The organism is Yersinia sp. J1 (genome assembly GCF_050586585.1).
Lineage (GTDB): Bacteria > Pseudomonadota > Gammaproteobacteria > Enterobacterales > Enterobacteriaceae > Yersinia > Yersinia entomophaga.
The window spans coordinates 17,256-35,759 of the sequence record NZ_JBOBDP010000015.1; the positions used below are offsets into that span (position 1 = coordinate 17,256).

The following is an 18,504-nucleotide window of genomic DNA, read 5'->3' on the forward strand; positions in this document are numbered from 1 at the left end:
GAAACCTGCTGCCCGTATTTTGCTCGGGCAGCCTTCTCAATCAAAGTGTTACTTTCCACCTGCCAATTCTAGTGCGCTGCCGGTAACGTAAGAAGCGCTATCCGATAGCAGCCAAACAATGGCTTCAGCGACTTCATCGGGCTGACCACCACGTTTCATGGGTAGCTGGCTCGCCACTCTTTCAACTCTGCCCGGTTCACCGCCGCTGGCATGCATTTCGGTATAGATAAAACCTGGGCGCACGCCGTTGACACGAATACCTTCCCCCGCGACTTCGAGCGATAAGCCAGTGGTCAGAGTATCAATTGCACCTTTCGATGCGGCGTAGTCCAGATATTCGCCGGGAGCCCCTAACCGAGCGGCCGCAGAAGAAACGTTAACTATCGCTCCGCCGCGACCACCGTGTCTTTTTGCCATACGTTTTACCGCTTCTCGGCAACAGAGAAAATAGCCGGTCACGTTGGTACTAAGTACCCGATTAATTCGTTCCGCACTAATCCCTTCAATTCCCGATTGTTGAAACAAAATACCGGCGTTATTGACCAGCGCAGTAATAGTGCCAAGCTGATTATCTAATTGATTAAACAACTCAATAACTTGTTGTTCGTCGGCGATATCCGCCTGCAAGGCCACCGCCCGGCCGCCCATCGCCACAATCTGATCCACAACCTGTAAAGCGGCTTGATGGTCGTTGACGTAATTGATGCCGACCTGATAACCCTGCTGTGCCAGTAATAATGCGGTGGCTCGCCCTATCCCTCTGCTGCCGCCGGTGACTAATGCAATTTTTTCCATAGCATCATCTCTGCTTTATTTTGTTGTACGGTCTGACGTCAGAAAATTTTCGCCCAAATCAGTACCCCTACCTACCCGATATTATTCATCGGCATTGTCGGCGTACGTAGGATCAGTCGATCTTTTTCAAACTCATAGTAACGAACCATCTGGGTGCCAACCCAATTAGGAAATAGGCCACCTTCAACAATATGAGTAATACTCTGTTTTTCCTCATTAATCTGATAACGACCAAAGTAGCAAAGCGCGCTCTCGAAAGCCGATTTCATTTCCGCATCACTGCCTTCCAGCCAGTCCAGAGAGGTGAAATCACGGCGCTCAGTGGTATAAAGCTGAGCAGCCATAGTGCCATTTTTTTTGTAATGTATCCGGCCTGATACCTGCTCGCCCATTGGGAAAGAAACACTGCAGTCTTGCAAAATAAAATGCTGTGAAAATTAAGCCCAGCTCCCAAAAATTCTGTCACTAATCATTATAATTACGCTAATATTTATTTATATGAAAAGTAATCGTAGTCATTGATAGGGTTATATTCCAATCAGGAAATAATGCGCAGAATTAGTAATAACTTTTGATAGTTTGGGCAGATTTTAGATAGAAAAAGGGCCGCTTTCGCGACCCTATAAGCAGGTTACTCTATAGTGATTACTCGTAATCACCGATAGGAACGCAGGAACAGAATAAATTACGGTCGCCGTACACATCATCCAGACGTTTTACCGTCGGCCAGTATTTATTTTCCATCACGCCAGCAATTGGGAACACAGCCAACTCGCGGCTATACGGATGAGTCCACTCACCCACCAGTTCAGCCTGAATGTGCGGCGCGTTCACCAGCGGGTTATCTTCCAGCGGCCATTCGCCTTTCACCACTTTGTCGATCTCGGCGCGGATAGCCAACATGGCATCAATAAAGCGATCCAGTTCGACCTTGCTTTCTGATTCCGTTGGCTCAACCATCAGCGTCCCGGCTACCGGGAAGGACATGGTAGGCGCATGGAAACCGAAGTCGATCAGACGCTTAGCGATATCCATTTCGCTAATACCGGTTTCTTCTTTCAGTGGACGAATATCCAGAATACATTCGTGAGCTACGCGGCCATCGTGGCCGGTGTACAGCACTGGATAAGCATTTTTTAAACGAGTGGCAATGTAGTTAGCGTTCAAAATCGCCACCTGGCTAGCCTGTTTCAGCCCCTGAGCGCCCATCATGCGAATGTACATCCAACTGATTGGCAGAATAGATGCACTACCGAACGGTGCAGCAGAAACTGCGCCCTGCTGCGTCGTCATACCGTCGATTTGCACAACGCTGTGACCCGGAACGAAAGGTGCCAAATGCGCTTTCACGCCGATTGGCCCCATGCCTGGGCCGCCGCCGCCGTGAGGGATACAGAAGGTTTTGTGCAAATTGAGGTGAGAAACATCTGCCCCGATATAACCAGGAGTTGTGATTCCAACCTGAGCATTCATATTCGCGCCATCCAAATACACCTGACCACCGAACTGATGAACAATCTGGCAGACTTCGCGGATGGTTTCTTCATACACGCCGTGGGTAGACGGGTAGGTGACCATGATGCAGGAAAGCTCATCACCGGCAACTTCTGCTTTCTGACGCAGATCGTGCAGGTCAATATTGCCTTGTTTATCACAGGCCACCACCACCACCGACATACCGGCCATTTGTGCCGACGCTGGGTTGGTTCCGTGAGCTGAGCTTGGAATCAGACACACATGACGCCCGGCTTCATTGCGGCTTTCATGGTAACGGCGAATAGCCAGCAAACCGGCATATTCACCCTGAGCACCGGAGTTCGGCTGCATGCACACAGCATCATAGCCGGTCAGTTGCACCAGCCATTGTGACAGCTGGCCAATCATTTGTTGATAACCGGCGGCCTGCTCTGGCGGGCAGAATGGATGCAACTCGGCAAATTCCGGCCAAGTGATTGGAATCATCTCGGCGGCAGCGTTCAGCTTCATCGTGCAAGAACCCAGCGGAATCATCGCCTGATTCAGCGCCAGATCTTTTTTCTCCAAACGATGCATATAACGCATCATTTCGGTTTCGCTGTGATAACTATTGAATACTGGATGCGTTAAAATCGGGTCTTTACGCACTAAAGCTTCAGGAATTGAGCGGCTTTCTTTGCTCACTTCCGCATCCAGCTTATCAATATCCAGACCGTGTTCATCACCTGCCAGCAGAGCAAACAGAGTTTGAATATCTTCGCGAGAGGTGGTTTCGTTCAGAGTGATACCCACCGCGCCATGAATATCGGTACGCAGATTGATACCAAAGCTTAGGGCGCGCGCCAATACCGCCGCTTTGTCTTTCACTTCAACGGTCAGGGTATCGAACCAGGTTTTGAAACGCAGAGTCAGACCGGCTTGTTGCAAGCCAGCGGCCAGAATGTCGGTCATGCGATGAATACGACCGGCTATGCGTTGCAGCCCCTGCGGGCCATGATAAACCGCATACAGGCCGGCGATGTTTGCCAGTAATACCTGTGAGGTACAAATGTTGGAGTTAGCTTTCTCGCGGCGAATATGCTGCTCACGAGTTTGCATCGCCATACGCAGCGCAGTGTTACCTGCCGCATCTCGGGAAACACCGATAATACGACCCGGCATTGAGCGTTTGAACTCATCGCGGCAAGCGAAGAAAGCGGCGTGCGGGCCGCCGTACCCCATTGGAACGCCAAAGCGTTGAGCTGAACCGAAGGCGACCTCTGCGCCCTGCTGGCCCGGAGCGGTCAGCAGTACCAGTGCCATCAAATCGGCGGCCATACAGGTAATTATTTTACGTTTTTTCAGCGCTGTCAGCAGTGTGCCGTAGTCGTGCAGCTCGCCGGTGGTGCCCACCTGTTGCAACAGCACGCCAAAGACGCCCTCTAGCTCCAGCACTTTTTCAGCGCGATCGACGATAACGTCAAAACCGAAGGTTTCGGCACGGGTGCGAACCACGTCCAGAGTTTGTGGATGTACATCGTCTGCAACGAAGAAACGGTTGGCATCTTTCACTTTGCTGGCGCGTTTACACAGCGCCATAGATTCGGCCGCTGCGGTAGCTTCATCCAGCAAAGAAGCGGAAGCCAGATCCAGACCGGTCAAATCCAGAGTTAATTGCTGGAAGTTCAACAGCGCTTCCAGGCGCCCCTGCGAAACTTCTGGCTGATAAGGGGTATAAGCGGTGTACCAGCCCGGATTTTCCAGCATATTGCGCAGAATAACCGGCGGAGTCAGCACCGGGCTGTAGCCCATCCCGATATAGGATTTATAGCGTTGGTTTTGGCTGGCAATCGCTTTAAGTTCGGCCAGAGCCTGATGTTCAGTGGCTGCGTCACCTACCGGCGGCGGGCCCGGCAATTGAATATCTGCCGGAACAATCTGCTGGATCAATGCACTTAACGAACGGACACCTACAGTAGCCAGCATTTCTTGCTGCTGCTCGGCGTTAGAACCGATGTGGCGCTGGATAAACGCGTCGTTATGTTCAAGTTGGCTGAGAGTCTGAGTCATTTGCTACAAATTCCTGAATCAAGCATGGGACGGGATACGGTCGGTCGATACAAAAAAAAGCCCCGGCTCAGCAACTGAAACGGGGCGATACTCTTATTCGTCCAGCGTGGTGCGATAGGCGTCTGCGTCCAGCAGACTATCCAGCTCTGACTCGTCAGAAGCCTTGATGCTGAACAACCAGCCGTCGGTGTAAGGTGCGCTGTTCACCAGTTCCGGGGAGCTTTCCAGATCGGTGTTAACCGCAACGATTTCGCCGCTGATCGGCGCATAGATGTCTGATGCCGCTTTAACGGATTCAGCCACGGCGCAGTCGCTACCGGCAGAAACATCGCTGCCCACTTCTGGCAGATCAACAAATACCATATCACCCAGTAATTCTTGTGCGTGTTCGGTAATACCGACGCTATAAACACCGTCTCCATCGGCACGAACCCATTCGTGAGAGGATGCATACTTCAATTCTGTTGGCACATTGCTCATGGCTACCTTCTCCTTAGAAGATATTGGTGATTTATTATTAGACGAAAATTACAGCGCGATCGCTTTACCTGCTCGCACAAAACCCGGTTTGGTGACCTTAACCGGCATAGCGCGGTTGCGGATTTGCACCACCGCCTGCTCGCCAATACCCGCAGGTACTCGAGCCAAAGCGATACTAAAGCCTAGCGTAGGAGAGAATGAGCCGCTGGTAATCACACCGGTGTGTACGTTGCCCGCATCGTCGGTGAAATGCACTGGCAGTTCGTTACGCAATACGCCTTTTTCGGTCATGATCAGGCCAACCAGTTTGTCAGTGCCTTTGGCTCGCTGCTGTTCCAGCGCTTCACGGCCAATAAACTGGCGGTCTTCCGGTAGCCAGGCCACGGTCCATCCCATATTGGCTTCCAGAGGGGAAACTCCTTCATCCATTTCCTGACCATATAAATTCATTCCGGCTTCCAGACGCAGGGTATCCCGCGCGCCCAAACCGGCAGGCTTCACGCCAGCGGCTAACAGTTTCTGCCAGAAATCAACTACCTGCTCTTTTGGCAAGGCAATTTCATAGCCCGCTTCGCCGGTGTAGCCGGTCGTGGCAATAAACAGGTCGCCGGTTTGTACGCCAAAGAATGGCTTCATGTCGGCAATAGCCTGTTTTTGCTCTGCGCTGAATAAAGTCGCTACGCGCTCCTGAGCCTGCGGCCCTTGAACGGCAACCAGCGCCAAATCGTCACGCACGGTAATATCGATGCCGTAAGGTTCTGCGTGCTGAGTGATCCAGGCCAGATCTTTGTCGCGAGTCGCGGAGTTAACCACCAGACGGAAATAATCTTCACTGAGGAAGTAGACGATCAAATCATCGATAACGCCACCAGATGCATTCAGCATCCCGGTATAGAGGGCTTTGCCCGGCTGGGTGAGTTTGGCGACATCATTCGCCAACAGATAACGCAGGAATTCACGGGTACGCGCACCGTGCAAATCAACAATGGTCATATGGGAAACATCGAACATACCGGCATCTTGCCGAACGATGTGGTGCTCATCTAACTGGGAGCCATAATGCAGCGGCATCATCCAGCCATGGAAATCTACCATGCGCGCACCGCACGCCACATGCTGGTCGTACAGTGGAGTCTGCTTTGCCATCTTTTCCCTCTTTTCACTCAAACAGTGTTCCGGACACAAGAGAAATTCAGGGCACCAATACGCGATAAAGATAACTCAGACTCATAAATAGATTTATGGCCTTACCGCTGGCACCGGCTGACTTGCTCAACAGAACGTTGCGTCAGACCAAATCATCAGACTTCGGTGAACGGTCGTGAAATTGCGGCTAAACACCGAGACGCAAACGATACCTTTCACCTGACGTTATCACTGAATCGACAAAGGAACCATAAGCTAAATTACAAGGTGAACGGTTCAGCAACCACAAAAGGCAGGGGTATTGTGCAGAGTTTTCAACTGGCAAACTGCGTACAGAGACACAAAATTAACAAATAATTAGTAAAAATACCGATGTTATATAACTAAAATGCCGGATAGCCCTCAGTTTCAACTTTTAGGTATTCGGCACTTCATGAGAAAATGTAATGCGAAAATGGTGCTGGAATTAGATTTTTTCAATCGAGCAGCTAAGGTTGCAACCACTCGGGAATATCATTCAGTCCCATTGCCTGACGAACCAGTTTAGGTTTCACCCCGGGAAGAGAGTCTGCCAACGTTAAGCCAATGTCTCGTAACAGTTTTTGTGCCGGATTATTGCCAGAAAACAGTTCGCGGAAGCCCTGCATTCCCGCCAGCATCAGTGCGGCGCTGTGCTTACGGCGACGTTCATAGCGGCGTAAGTACAGGTGCTGACCGATATCTTTCCCCTGACGCTGTAAGCGACGTAGCTCCGAAACCAGCTCCGCGGCGTCCATAAAGCCCAGGTTCACGCCCTGTCCGGCCAGCGGATGTACCGTGTGAGCGGCATCACCGACCAATGCCAGACGGTGTGCGGCAAAGCTTCGGGCATAACGCCCCATCAGTGGAAATGTTTGTCTATCACTTTCAACCTGACACATGCCTAACTGCATATCAAAGGCAACACCCAGCTCACGGTTAAACTGCTCCGGCGGTAATTCGGCAAGTCGTGCCGCTTTTTCTGGCGCTAATGACCAAACGATCGAACTGAGATTTGGCTCGCTAAACGGAAGAAATGCCAGAATACCGTCACCGTGAAACACCTGTCTCGCCTTAGCCTGATGAGGTTCTTCGGTGCGAATAGTCGCCACCAGTGCATGGTGACCATAATCCCAGAAGGTCAGCGGAATATCCGCATGTTGGCGCAGCCACGAATTCGCGCCGTCGGCACCAACCACCAATCTCGCGCTGAGCAGGCGATCGTCGGTCAGAGTAATAAAAGCCTCGCTTTCCCCCCAGGCTACCTGCTTCAAACTTGCCGGAGCCAGCAGAGTGATATCAGGCAGTTGGCTGGCGCGCTGCCATAATGCTTGCTGAATCACTCGATTTTCAATGATATGGCCCAAATGGCTAAAACCGTACTCATCGGCGCGGAAAGCAATTTTACCGAAGCTGTCCTGATCCCAGACTTCCATTCCGTCATAAGGACTGGCACGCATCACCAGAATGCTGTCCCAGACGCCAATATGCTGAAGCAGCTTTTCACTGGCGGCGTTGATAGCAGAAACCCGCAGTTCCGGTGCGCCCGTCAGCGGAACGGGGAGTTCGTCTTCCGGCTGATGATGCTCCAAAATGGCAATACTTAAGCCACTTCCCTGTAAACCACAGGCCAGCGCCAGTCCTACCATACCGCCGCCGGCGATAACTACGTCAAATGATTGCATGCTACTTTATTTCCTGTCGTGAAAACGGCAAAGAACCTGCCCACCAGCGGCGGCAGGATCTAAATGGGGTGGATTAGCGCTCAACCCACCCCAGAGTGCGTCGTGCAAAAGCATCGCGCATCGTTGGCATCTGTTCCATCGCCATTAGCCCCAAATTACGCCCTGCGGCCAGCGGAGCGTAATTATTTGCGAACAAACGAATCAACCCATCGGTCACGCCAATGGTTGCCTGTTGGTCCTTGTAACGACGATTTTGATAGCGGCTTAATGCGGAGTAAGCGCCTAAATCAGTTCCAGCCTGCGTCGCTTCCGTCAAAGTTTCTGCCAATGACATAACGTCTCGCAGACCAAGGTTAAAGCCCTGACCAGCAATCGGATGCAAGGTTTGCGCCGCGTTGCCGACCAGCGCCAGACGATGGCTAATATGGCGGGAAGCGGTCAATAAACGCAGTGGATAGCTGTGGCGTTTACCGGCTTTCAGCATTTTTCCTAACCGCCAGCCGAAGGCGGTTTGCAGCTCAGCCAGAAATTCCACGTCGTCCCAGGCGTCAACTTTGGCCCTATCTTGCTGCGGATGACACCATACCAGAGAGCTACGCCCACCAGACATTGGCAATAATGCCAGCGGGCCGTGGCGGGTAAAGCGTTCAAACGCGCGGCCTGCGGGCATTTCCGACGTCGTAATATTGGCGATGACGGCAATCTGATGATAATCCTGCTGCTGCCACTGAATATTGCAGGCGGCGGCCAGTTTGGAATGAGAACCGTCGGCAGCAACCAATAGCTCAGCCGTCAGTCGCTCGCCGTTATCCAGTATCACGCTGGCGTGTTCTACCGTTCTCTGTACATCCACAACCTTAGCGGGGCAATGAAGGGTAACGCCCGGAGCCTTAGCCAGCAGCGAAAACAGACGCTCACCGGCGTCGTGCAACTCGATAACGTTACCTAAAGCGGGAACCCGATAGTCATCGGCACGCAGATTAACAAAACCGGCGTGGCCAGTATCGCTGACCTGCACGTGGGTTATCGCAGTGGCACAATCCGCTAGCGCGGGCCAAATGCCGGTTCGCTCCAACTGCTGACAAGTGCCTTGCGACAAAGCAATCGCCCGCCCATCAAAGCCCGGATGGGCGCGATCGCCAGGTGCAGTCGCTTCCACCAAAGCGACTTCGACCTGACCTTTGGTCAATGCCGAAATCGCCAGAGCCAGCGTCGCGCCGGCCATACCACCGCCAACAATAATGATACTCATCGCTTACTTTGCCGCCGCCATTAAAGCTTCAATATCTTCTGCTCGTTTCACTACGCTTGCCGTCAGGTTTTCATTGCCGGTTTCGGTAATTACAATATCGTCTTCGATACGCACGCCGATCCCTCGGTATTTCACAGGCACATCGGCATCTGGCGCGATATACAGACCCGGCTCGATGGTTAATACCATTCCCGGCTTTAGAATACGTCCGCGGTCGCTGGTTTCATAATCGCCCACATCATGCACATCCATCCCCAGCCAATGACTGAGACCATGCATAAAGAACGGACGATGAGCCTGCTCGGCAAACAGCTGCTCTACATCGCCTTTTAGAATACCCAAATCAACCAGTCCGCTGATCATGATTCGCACCACGCTATCGTTCACTTCGCGGATGCTGATGCCCGGTTTGAACAGTTCCAGCGCGGTTTCAATAGACTCTAGTACTATGTCATATATCGCGCGCTGTGGCGGAGAGAACTTGCCGTTGACCGGGAAAGTGCGAGTAATATCACCGGCATAGCCCTGATATTCACAGCCTGCATCAATCAGTACTAAATCCCCGTCCCGCAGCTCACATTCATTTTCGGTGTAGTGGAGAATGCAGGCATTCTCGCCGCCGCCAACAATGGTGTTATAGGCAGGGAAACGCGCGCCGTGGCGGGTGAACTCATGCAGAATTTCCCCTTCCAACTGGTATTCAAATATTCCCGGGCGGCATTTTTGCATCGCACGAGTATGTGCCAAGGCGCTGATTTCGCCGGCGCGTCGCATCACTTGAATTTCTTCCGGCGATTTGAACAAACGCATTTCATGTAGCCACGGGCGCCAATCGGTCAGCGTTGCCGGAGCGCGCAGATTTTTACGGAAACCATTACGCAACTGTTCCAATGCGGCAAAGACGATTTTGTCCGCATAGGCGTATTCGCCCTGAGCGTGATAAATCACATCCAACCCATTGAATAATAGGTGCAGTTGCTCATCAATTTCATCAAATGGCAAGGCGCGATCGACGCCGAGTTTTGCCAGTGCAGCATCCTGCCCCAAGCGACGACCAAACCAGATTTCCGCCGTTAAATCCCGCACCCGATTAAACAACACGCTGTGATTGTGGGTTTCATCGCTTTTCACCAAAATCAGCACCGCTTCAGGTTCGTTAAAACCGGTTAGGTAGCTGAAATCGCTATTCTGACGATAAGGATATTCGGAGTCTGCGCTGCGGGTGGCCTCCGGCGCGGAGAAAATAATTGCTGCACTGGCTGGCGCCATCTTCGCCAACAATGCCTGGCGGCGATTTTGATATTCTTGCTGAGTCATTACCTTCTCCTGAAATCTATTGTATCGAGTTTGAGAAACGATCAATTAATCTGGGAAAACCTCTCAGCCTGTCGCAATAACACACGCCAGGCAGCCCGCAGGGCGAATGGACTGTGCCACGCGCCGCAAATCCGCTGTTAGTGCAGAGTCGGTTTCGGCAACTCGACCGCCGTCGGCTTCTGCTGAGTGAATTCTATATGGCACAGCAATGCCGCAACTCGAACATATTCAGCGACTTCTTCTAAAGACTGAGCCAGTTCTTCCTGATCTTCATCTTCGTCGTAGCCAAGCTGGGCGATATTACGCAGGTCGTCAATGGCTTCGCCCACTTCGTCTTTCACCTGAGCCAGTTTAGGCTGAAGCATACCCAATCCCAGCAAGAAGTGATTAACCCAACCAGATAACGCATCGGCGCGATCGAATACGCTGATTTCATCGCCTTCCGGCAGCATCAACTGGAACATAAAGCCTTCGTTTTCAAGCGCTTCTTGCGTAGATTCATGCAATTGTTGCAGTGGCAGACTTAGCGCCTGCGGGAAAGCCACGCCTTCGTTGGTCAGCTCATGAACTAGCGCTTGCCAGCCATTATCTTGACTGCCGCCACACAGCATCCCGCTGATCAGGCCATGCATTTCGGCAGGAGTAAGGGCGATGGCCTGCTGGTTCAGCGCCTGAGCAAGAGATTGGTAAGTTGGTAATGTATTCTGTATGGACATGCGTATTCATCATCGTTGGCAGGATAAGTTCGTGTTATGCTACCACCAAGATCAGTCGCTATACCAGAAAACGCAACGCTATAAAGGGGTTGTATCTTGGTATCGAGGTATATATAGTGGCGCCCGCTTTGACCACTAAGGGCAATTTGCTTATGGTGTTACAGGGCTAGCGCGGAAATTAGTCAGGAAGGTGGCATGTCTGCACAACCGGTAGATATTCAAATTTTTGGTCGCTCGTTAAGAGTTAATTGTCCGCCAGAACAACAAGATGCGTTGAACATGGCGGCAGAAGATCTTAACCAACGGTTGCAAGATCTTAAAGTTCGCACTAGAGTCACCAATACTGAGCAGTTAGTTTTTATCGCGGCATTGAACGTATGTCACGAACTGGCTCAGGAAAGATTGAAAACGCGTGACTATGCATCCAATATGGAGCAACGTATTAGGATGTTACAACAGACCATTGAACAAGCGTTGCTTGAACAGGGTCGCATCTCTGAACGTCAGGATGCACAATTTGAATAAATCGTTGTTGAATGATAGATTCGACAGTGAGTAAAGAATTTCTCTGAGGTGTTCGCCAGCGGGCCAGTCCCCTGAGCCGATATTTAATACCAACAGAATGTTGTGATCCGTAACCGGTGAGCATGCTCGGTCCGCCGAGAAGCCTTAAGGTAGCGACACTGCGTTCACCTTGAACCAAGGGTTCAAGGGTTACAGCCTGCGGCGGCATCTCGGAGATCCCTTTATCAATCATGATGTTGTGAGATCATGGTTATTCGATAAGTTCGATTCAATACAGGCAGCCTATGCCTTTCGATCCCCAGCACGGTCCTTTACGGCAACAAATCAGAAACGACATCCGCCAACGGCGACGCTTGTTAACTCCGGAACAACAATACAATTCTGCCCGGCTCGCCAGCCAACAAATCCAGCGTCATCCCCGAATTCAGCAAGCTCGCAGCATTGCGCTATTTCTCTCTTTCGACGGTGAACTCAACACCCAACCTATTATTCAGTTGCTCTGGCAGCAGAAAAAACAGGTGTATCTTCCGGTTTTACACCCGTTCAGCCGCGGCAATTTATTGTTTTTACGCTACGCGCCGGAAACGCCGTTAGTACTGAATCGGCTAAAAATTCGTGAGCCACAGTTGGATGTTAGAGAGGTTTTGCCACTTTCTGAGTTGGATATCATCATTACGCCACTGGTGGCGTTTGATCGTCACGGACAACGTTTAGGAATGGGCGGCGGATTTTACGATAGAACTTTACAATACTGGCAACACAATGGCCCCTACCCTATCGGGCTAGCTCATGACTGCCAGTTAGTGGACGATTTACCCGTGGAACACTGGGATATTCCGCTGCCGGAAATTATTACGCCATCTCAGGTATGGCGCTGGTAGTGACTGAATTATTTAAAATTTATCGGCATCTGCTGATACCGATAAATTGAATAAACCGCCATTTCATCCAATAGACTTCGCCTCTACGACGCAAAAGATGAAGGGTATCGATGGTTAGTAGAGCAAACGGGCGCGAATAGTCCCCGGAATCGCCTTCATTAATTGCAGAGCCGTTTCAGCCCTATCGGTGCCCTGAGTTTCCACATCGATCACCACATAACCAATTTCCGAGCTGGTTTGCAGGTACTGCGCTGCAATGTTGATTCCCTGCTCGGCAAAAATCTGGTTAATGCTGGTCAGAATACCCGGACGGTTTTCATGAATATGTAGCAAACGGCTGGCATTGTCACCGTGAGCAGGCAGGGAAACCTCTGGGAAATTAACCGCCGAAAGCGTGGAGCCGTTATCGGAATACTTAGCCAGTTTCCCCGCCACTTCATCGCCGATATTCTCTTGCGCTTCTTGCGTTGAGCCGCCGATATGCGGAGTCAGCAGCACGTTATCAAATTCACACAGCGGTGAATTAAACGGATCGCTGTTGGTTGCAGGTTCGGTCGGGAATACATCTATTGCCGCACCGGCAATATGATTGCTAGCCAAGGCATCACACAGCGCTGGAATATCGACCACGGTGCCGCGAGAAGCGTTGATCAGCAGCGCGCCGGGCTTCATTAGCGCTAATTGCTCTGCGCCCATCATATTGCGGGTCGAGCGAGTTTCCGGCACGTGCAGGCTGACCACATCGCTCATGTTCAGCAAATCAGAAAGATGGCGAACCTGTTGAGCATTGCCCAGCGGCAGCTTGTTTTCGATATCATAGAAAAAGACTTTCATACCCAGGCTTTCGGCCAGAATACCAAGCTGGGTACCGATATGACCGTAACCAATGATACCCAGTTTTTTGCCACGCGCTTCATAGGAGCCAGCGGCCAGTTTGTGCCATTCGCCGCGGTGGGCTTTGGCGTTAGCCGCAGGAATGCCACGGAACATGAGCAACAGCTCGCCTAACACCATTTCAGCGACGGAGCGGGTGTTGGAGAACGGCGCATTGAATACCGGAATGCCGCGTTTGGTCGCCGCGTTTAAATCAACCTGATTAGTGCCGATACAGAAACAGCCAACCGCGACCAATTTCTCTGCCGCAGCAAAAACTTCTTCCGTCAGATGAGTACGCGATCTTAAACCGATAAAGTGAGCATCACGAATCGATTCTTTCAATGATTCTGTGTCTAAGGCACCTTTATGGTATTCGATATTGCTATATCCGGCCGCACGAAGATTATCAACCGTGCTTTGGTGAACCCCTTCTACTAACAGAAACTTAATTCTGTCTTTTTCCAGTGATACTTTTGCCATTTCCCCAACCCTATTTTCAGACTTCAGATGCGGCTGCCTTTGTCTATGAATCTGGCTAGCACCCAGTCAACATAACAAATATTACGGCGGCATCAATACAAACGATTGCCTGGGGTTCAACACAAATTTCACTCAGGCAGGAGTTTTGCGGAAGAAAACACTGTGTAACAGCAAGTTAACGGCAGGTTAATGGAATAGAGAACATCAATGTGACATATGTCACTAAATTTAACCTTTTAAAGAAAAGATGATTAATCGCAAAAAATACTCGGGATAACGCGAAAACGTCATCCCGATGACCTATTTTAACCAGTAAGGCTTATTGAGCAGTGATTGTTTTCACGCCATCTGCGGTACCGACCAAAGCCACGTCTGCACCACGGTTAGCAAACAGACCCACGGTGACCACGCCAGCAATACCGTTGATTTTATTTTCTAACGCAATGGCATCCAGAATATCCAGATTATGTACGTCCAAGATTACGTTGCCATTATCCGTCACAACATTCTGGCGATATTCCGGCAAGCCGCCCAGTTTGACCAACTCGCGCGCCACGTAAGAACGAGCCATTGGAATCACTTCAACCGGTAAGGGGAATTTCCCCAACACATCAACCTGTTTAGACGCATCTACGATACAGATAAATTTACGCGCAATAGCTGCAATGATTTTTTCGCGGGTCAGCGCCGCGCCACCGCCTTTAATCATCTGCATATGGCCGTTGATTTCATCCGCACCGTCAACGTAGATGTCCAGGTCGTCAACTTCATTACTATCAAAAACGTGGATGCCCAGACTTTTCAGTTTTGCCGTTGAAGCGTCAGAACTGGAAACTGCACCTTTAATCTGATGTTTAATCGAGCCTAAGGCATCGATAAAATGTGCCGCAGTTGAGCCGGTGCCGACGCCAACGATGGTGTCTGGTTTGACATAATCCAATGCTGCCCAACCCACTGCTTTTTTAAGTTCGTCCTGAGTCATGGTCATTTCACTGCCTATTAATAATATGAAAACCTGTCGCTATTATAGAACATGCGGGAGGGAAATCTCGCCAATTAAGCCTGACTCAGATGGTATTAATCCACTCTGGATCACAGATATGTTCCCGCACAACCGCTGAATTTCCGTTGATTTTTGCCGCAGCAAAATAGATAAACTGTGGCATAGTGCCTTATTAAACTTATTTTGGAGAGATTACTCCGATGAAACGCCCAGACTACCGAACGCTGCAAGCGCTGGACGCGGTGATCCGTGAACGCGGCTTTGAGCGCGCGGCACAAAAACTTTGCATCACCCAATCGGCGGTATCTCAACGTATTAAACAGTTGGAAAACCTGTTCGGTCAGCCATTATTAGTACGTACCGTGCCTCCACGCCCAACGGAGCAGGGGCAGCGTCTGCTGGCGCTCTTGCATCAGGTTGAATTGCTGGAAGAAGAATGGCTGGGTAACGACAACACCGTGGATACGCCGCTGCTACTGTCTCTGGCGGTTAACGCCGACAGCTTGGCAACCTGGTTGCTTCCTGCGCTAAAACCGGTACTGGCGGATTCGCCTATTCGATTGAATTTACAGGTAGAAGATGAAACCCGAACGCAGGAACGTCTGCGTCGCGGCGAAGTCGTTGGCGCTGTGAGTATCCAACCGCAGCCTTTACCAAGCTGTCTGGTGGATCAATTGGGTGCGCTGGATTACCTGTTCGTTGCCTCAAAAAGCTTTGCCGAGCGTTACTTCCCCAACGGCGTGACTCGTCCGGCGTTACTCAAAGCACCAGCGGTCGCCTTTGACCATCTGGACGATATGCATCAGGCATTTTTACAGCAGAATTTTGATTTATCGCCGGGTAGCGTCCCTTGCCACATCGTTAATTCTTCGGAAGCCTTTGTACAACTGGCGCGCCAAGGCACCACCTGTTGTATGATTCCGCACTTGCAGATTGAGAAAGAGCTGGAGTCGGGAGAGCTTATCGATCTGACGCCGGGATTATTACAGCGCCGGATGCTGTACTGGCATCGCTTTGCGCCAGAAAGCCGGACAATGCGAAAAGTGACTGACGCCCTGTTATCACATGGGCGTCAGGTATTACGGCAGGATTAGTTTCGCGGTTTTATTTCGCCGGATTCAGTTGGAATACCACGTCGACCTGATCGTCAAAGTGAATGGTCTGCTGCTCATAAGTTTGGGCAGCATCGCTTGCCATGCCCGCTTCCGGACTTTTATACATGCGCGCTACCGGCATGGGCTGGTAGTTGGCCACGCGATAACGAATACTGTACACCGGCCCCAGAGTAGCTTTAAAGCCCTGAGCTAGAGAACCGGCCTGAGAAATCGCGTTATCGATGGCTTTCTTACGCGCCTGCTCACGGTAAGTCTCTGGATTCGCTACCCCTAATTCAACGGCGCGAATTTCATTCAAACCCGATTTGAGCGCGCCGTCCAGCAACTCGTTCAGTTTATCCAACTGACGTAGAGTAACCTGAACCTGGCGCACCGCCCGGTAACCTTTCAGTACTGCTTCGCCGGTTTTCTTGTAGTCGTATTCCGGCTGAGTACGCAAATTTGCCGCATTGATATCTTTCTTCTCAATACCATTTTTCTTCAGAAAATCAAAATATTGAGCCACACGAGTATCAACCTGTTTCTTCGCTTCTGCGGCGTCTTTGGCGGTTACGCTAACTTCAATCGCCAAATTGGCAATATCCGGCGTAGCGTCAACGCTGGCGGTTCCTGAAGTCACAACGTGCGGCCCTTCCGGCAGCTCAGCGGCCTGCGAAGCCAAAGGTAACGTTCCTAATCCCATCATTGCGGCCAAAGCCAAGGTCTTTAACTTCACGGTGCCTCCTAAAAATATGCCGATACGAAAAATCGCTGCGAAGAACGGTTTATCAGTCAATTACACCTAAGAGCAAGCTTCTTTGCAGTTAATTACTCTTACTGACGACCGGAATCATGCACAATTATTTTGTCGCTTAGTTAATTCAGTAACCTAACAAAGCTAGCACATCTTTTGCCATGAAGAATTCAGAATAGTGATAAAAAATCAAAAACTCAGGCCTTGTTTAGCCAACTGAAAGGCAATAAACCACATCACACCGCCGACTAACAAATTGATCCCTCTTTGCGCCGCTGGGCGATTGAGCCAGGGAGCCAGCCACGCGGCCAGCAACGCCAAGGCAAAAAACCAACTGATAGAGGCACTGACCGCTCCTAAAGCGAACCATGGTCTGACATCTGGCAATAACTGACCGCCCAGACTGCCCAGCACCACAAAGGTATCCAGATAAACATGCGGATTGAGCCAGGTTACGGCCAGCAGAGTAACGATGATTTTCCAGCGATTTTTCACACTGCTGCCTTCAATCGTATCCTGAATATCTCCACGCCATGCAGCGCACAGCGCTCCCCAGCCATACCACAACAGGAAAGCCACGCCGCCCCAAGTTACCAGTGCCAAAAGCAGCGGCGATTGGTTGAGTAAGGCACTACCACCGAAAATACCACCACAAATCAGGATGATATCGCTCAGCGCGCAGAGCGCAGCGCTCATAATGTGGTGCTGGCGCTTAATTCCCTGATTCATCACAAAAGCATTTTGCGGCCCCAGCGGTAAAATCATCGCGGCGCTTAAAGCAAAACCCTGAAGAAAAATGGCTAACATGTTGTTCCCTTTAGATAATATCCGCTAATGTGCGAACCGATTGCGAGCATATTACGGCGAGATAGTCATCAGAGGAAATGGATATTTCTTATCCATGATAAGGCGTACTAATAATCAACGCGGAAATAAATAAGATAATTGACGTTAAGAAGTTAAGAAGTTAAGAAATTAAGAAATTAAGAAGTTAAGAATAAGCCGCCCAATAAAAAACGGGCCATTCGGCCCGCTGAGAAGCATTTATTGCCAGAAACCGCACAATTACTCCGCCGCTTTTTTCTCTACCTGATGCAGATGCACATCCATTTGCGGGAAAGGAATACCGATATTATGGGCATCCAAAGCGCGTTTGAAGTTCTCCAGCAGATCCCAATAAACCTCCAATGCATCGCCATTGGTGGTCCAAACGCGAACGGTGAAATTCAGGGAAGAAGCGGCCATTTCGTTTAAACGAACGATCACGCCTTTATCATGCAGGATACGCTTATCCGCAGCGATAATATCGCCCAGCACTTTTTTAACTACGTCGATATCAGCGTCATAAGCCACGCCAACGGTAATATCGGTGCGGCGATTAGGTTCTCGGCTGGTATTAATGATGTTGTTGGCAATAATTTTACCATTCGGTACTACGATGATTTTGTCATCTACGGTACGCAGCGTGGTAGAAAAAATCTGAACCTGCACCACCGTACCGGCGACGCCGCCTAAATCAACGTATTCGCCAGCGCGGAACGGACGGAAGGCAACCAGCAGCACCCCGGCCGCAAAGTTGGACAGCGAGCCTTGCAGCGCCAAACCTACGGCTAAACCGGCGGCACCGATAACGGCAATCACTGAAGCGGTTTGAACGCCCAGACGTCCCAACACGGCAACGATAGTGAAGGCCAGAATACTGTAACGCACCATCGCCGCTAAAAAGTCAGCGACGGTAATATCAATACCACGCAGACGCATTACCCGGTTTACCGCGCCGGAAACCACTTTGGCGATGACCGAACCAACGATCAAAATCAATAATGCCGCAATCAGGTTTACCGCATATTGAATCAGCAAATCTTGATTGTTCGTCAACCAGGTGCTTGCATTATTAATGCCGTCAACGACGTTTAACTCTTCCATTTTTATCATCCTACGAAGTTCTCCCAACCTA

The 18,504-nt window shown here is 50.6% G+C and carries 17 protein-coding genes and 1 other RNA gene; 4 read left to right on the forward strand and 14 right to left on the reverse strand.

The genetic code is table 11. The annotated features are described in order from the left end of the window. Positions 1-48: 48 nt before the first annotated feature. The 9 genes from ACQ4OC_RS16365 to ACQ4OC_RS16405 all read right to left on the reverse strand — a co-directional run bounded on the left by ACQ4OC_RS16365 (position 49) and on the right by ACQ4OC_RS16405 (position 10,934). Entirely contained in the window at positions 49-795 is a 747-nt protein-coding gene (locus tag ACQ4OC_RS16365; RefSeq protein ID WP_064514909.1) for an SDR family oxidoreductase, read from the reverse strand. 71 nt (positions 796-866) lie between these two features. Beyond that, the gene (locus tag ACQ4OC_RS16370; RefSeq protein ID WP_430971424.1) at positions 867-1,217 is read right to left on the reverse strand and encodes a lipocalin-like domain-containing protein; all 351 of its coding nucleotides are present in this window, start codon (positions 1,215-1,217) and stop codon (positions 867-869) included. Positions 1,218-1,440: 223 nt separating this feature from the next. Further along, a complete protein-coding gene (gene gcvP / locus ACQ4OC_RS16375) occupies positions 1,441-4,320 on the reverse strand; it encodes an aminomethyl-transferring glycine dehydrogenase (protein ID WP_120806599.1) in 2,880 nt (959 codons plus the stop codon). Positions 4,321-4,413: 93 nt separating this feature from the next. Continuing rightward, entirely contained in the window at positions 4,414-4,800 is a 387-nt protein-coding gene (gene gcvH / locus ACQ4OC_RS16380; protein ID WP_064514913.1) for a glycine cleavage system protein GcvH, read from the reverse strand. 48 nt (positions 4,801-4,848) lie between these two features. Continuing rightward, positions 4,849-5,946 (reverse strand): glycine cleavage system aminomethyltransferase GcvT, encoded by a 1,098-nt coding sequence (gene gcvT, locus ACQ4OC_RS16385; RefSeq protein ID WP_120806598.1) that lies wholly within the window; start codon positions 5,944-5,946, stop codon positions 4,849-4,851. 488 nt (positions 5,947-6,434) lie between these two features. Beyond that, complete coding sequence (ubiI, locus tag ACQ4OC_RS16390; protein ID WP_120806597.1) at positions 6,435-7,649, reverse strand: FAD-dependent 2-octaprenylphenol hydroxylase; 1,215 nt, start codon at positions 7,647-7,649, stop codon at positions 6,435-6,437. A 73-nt stretch (positions 7,650-7,722) separates the two neighbouring features. Continuing rightward, on the reverse strand, positions 7,723-8,901 hold the full coding sequence (ubiH, locus tag ACQ4OC_RS16395) for a 2-octaprenyl-6-methoxyphenyl hydroxylase (RefSeq protein ID WP_120806596.1): 1,179 nt from the start codon (positions 8,899-8,901) through the stop codon (positions 7,723-7,725). Positions 8,902-8,904: 3 nt separating this feature from the next. Beyond that, the gene (pepP, locus tag ACQ4OC_RS16400; protein ID WP_064514921.1) at positions 8,905-10,218 is read right to left on the reverse strand and encodes a Xaa-Pro aminopeptidase; all 1,314 of its coding nucleotides are present in this window, start codon (positions 10,216-10,218) and stop codon (positions 8,905-8,907) included. A gap of 137 nt (positions 10,219-10,355) precedes the next feature. Further along, positions 10,356-10,934 (reverse strand): YecA family protein, encoded by a 579-nt coding sequence (locus tag ACQ4OC_RS16405; protein ID WP_064514923.1) that lies wholly within the window; start codon positions 10,932-10,934, stop codon positions 10,356-10,358. A 195-nt stretch (positions 10,935-11,129) separates the two neighbouring features. Between ACQ4OC_RS16405 and zapA the strand changes: the two genes are divergently transcribed. The 3 genes from zapA to ACQ4OC_RS16420 all read left to right on the forward strand — a co-directional run bounded on the left by zapA (position 11,130) and on the right by ACQ4OC_RS16420 (position 12,340). Continuing rightward, complete coding sequence (zapA, locus tag ACQ4OC_RS16410) at positions 11,130-11,459, forward strand: cell division protein ZapA (RefSeq protein ID WP_004706812.1); 330 nt, start codon at positions 11,130-11,132, stop codon at positions 11,457-11,459. Between the two features lie 37 nt (positions 11,460-11,496). Beyond that, positions 11,497-11,679, forward strand: a non-coding RNA gene (ssrS, locus tag ACQ4OC_RS16415) — 6S RNA. A 64-nt stretch (positions 11,680-11,743) separates the two neighbouring features. Continuing rightward, positions 11,744-12,340 carry a 5-formyltetrahydrofolate cyclo-ligase gene (locus ACQ4OC_RS16420; RefSeq protein ID WP_120806595.1) on the forward strand — a complete coding sequence of 199 codons (597 nt, stop codon included), beginning with the start codon at positions 11,744-11,746 and terminating at the stop codon, positions 12,338-12,340. A 114-nt stretch (positions 12,341-12,454) separates the two neighbouring features. Here the strand turns inward: ACQ4OC_RS16420 and serA are convergent, their stop codons facing one another. Further along, complete coding sequence (gene serA, locus ACQ4OC_RS16425) at positions 12,455-13,696, reverse strand: phosphoglycerate dehydrogenase (RefSeq protein ID WP_064514927.1); 1,242 nt, start codon at positions 13,694-13,696, stop codon at positions 12,455-12,457. Between the two features lie 319 nt (positions 13,697-14,015). Beyond that, positions 14,016-14,678: a ribose-5-phosphate isomerase RpiA gene (gene rpiA, locus ACQ4OC_RS16430; RefSeq protein WP_064518351.1), complete on the reverse strand. Its 663-nt coding sequence runs from the start codon at positions 14,676-14,678 to the stop codon at positions 14,016-14,018. A gap of 221 nt (positions 14,679-14,899) precedes the next feature. Here rpiA and ACQ4OC_RS16435 point away from each other — a divergent pair, with 221 nt between their 5' ends. After that, the gene (locus tag ACQ4OC_RS16435) at positions 14,900-15,793 is read left to right on the forward strand and encodes a LysR family transcriptional regulator ArgP (protein WP_064514929.1); all 894 of its coding nucleotides are present in this window, start codon (positions 14,900-14,902) and stop codon (positions 15,791-15,793) included. 10 nt (positions 15,794-15,803) lie between these two features. Here the strand turns inward: ACQ4OC_RS16435 and ACQ4OC_RS16440 are convergent, their stop codons facing one another. From ACQ4OC_RS16440 to mscS, 3 genes are all read right to left on the reverse strand, one after another. Further along, positions 15,804-16,529: an oxidative stress defense protein gene (locus ACQ4OC_RS16440; RefSeq protein ID WP_120806594.1), complete on the reverse strand. Its 726-nt coding sequence runs from the start codon at positions 16,527-16,529 to the stop codon at positions 15,804-15,806. 207 nt (positions 16,530-16,736) lie between these two features. Beyond that, complete coding sequence (gene argO / locus ACQ4OC_RS16445; protein ID WP_064514931.1) at positions 16,737-17,354, reverse strand: arginine exporter ArgO; 618 nt, start codon at positions 17,352-17,354, stop codon at positions 16,737-16,739. Between the two features lie 258 nt (positions 17,355-17,612). Further along, the gene (mscS, locus tag ACQ4OC_RS16450; protein ID WP_120806593.1) at positions 17,613-18,473 is read right to left on the reverse strand and encodes a small-conductance mechanosensitive channel MscS; all 861 of its coding nucleotides are present in this window, start codon (positions 18,471-18,473) and stop codon (positions 17,613-17,615) included. Between the last annotated feature and the right edge of the window lie 31 nt (positions 18,474-18,504).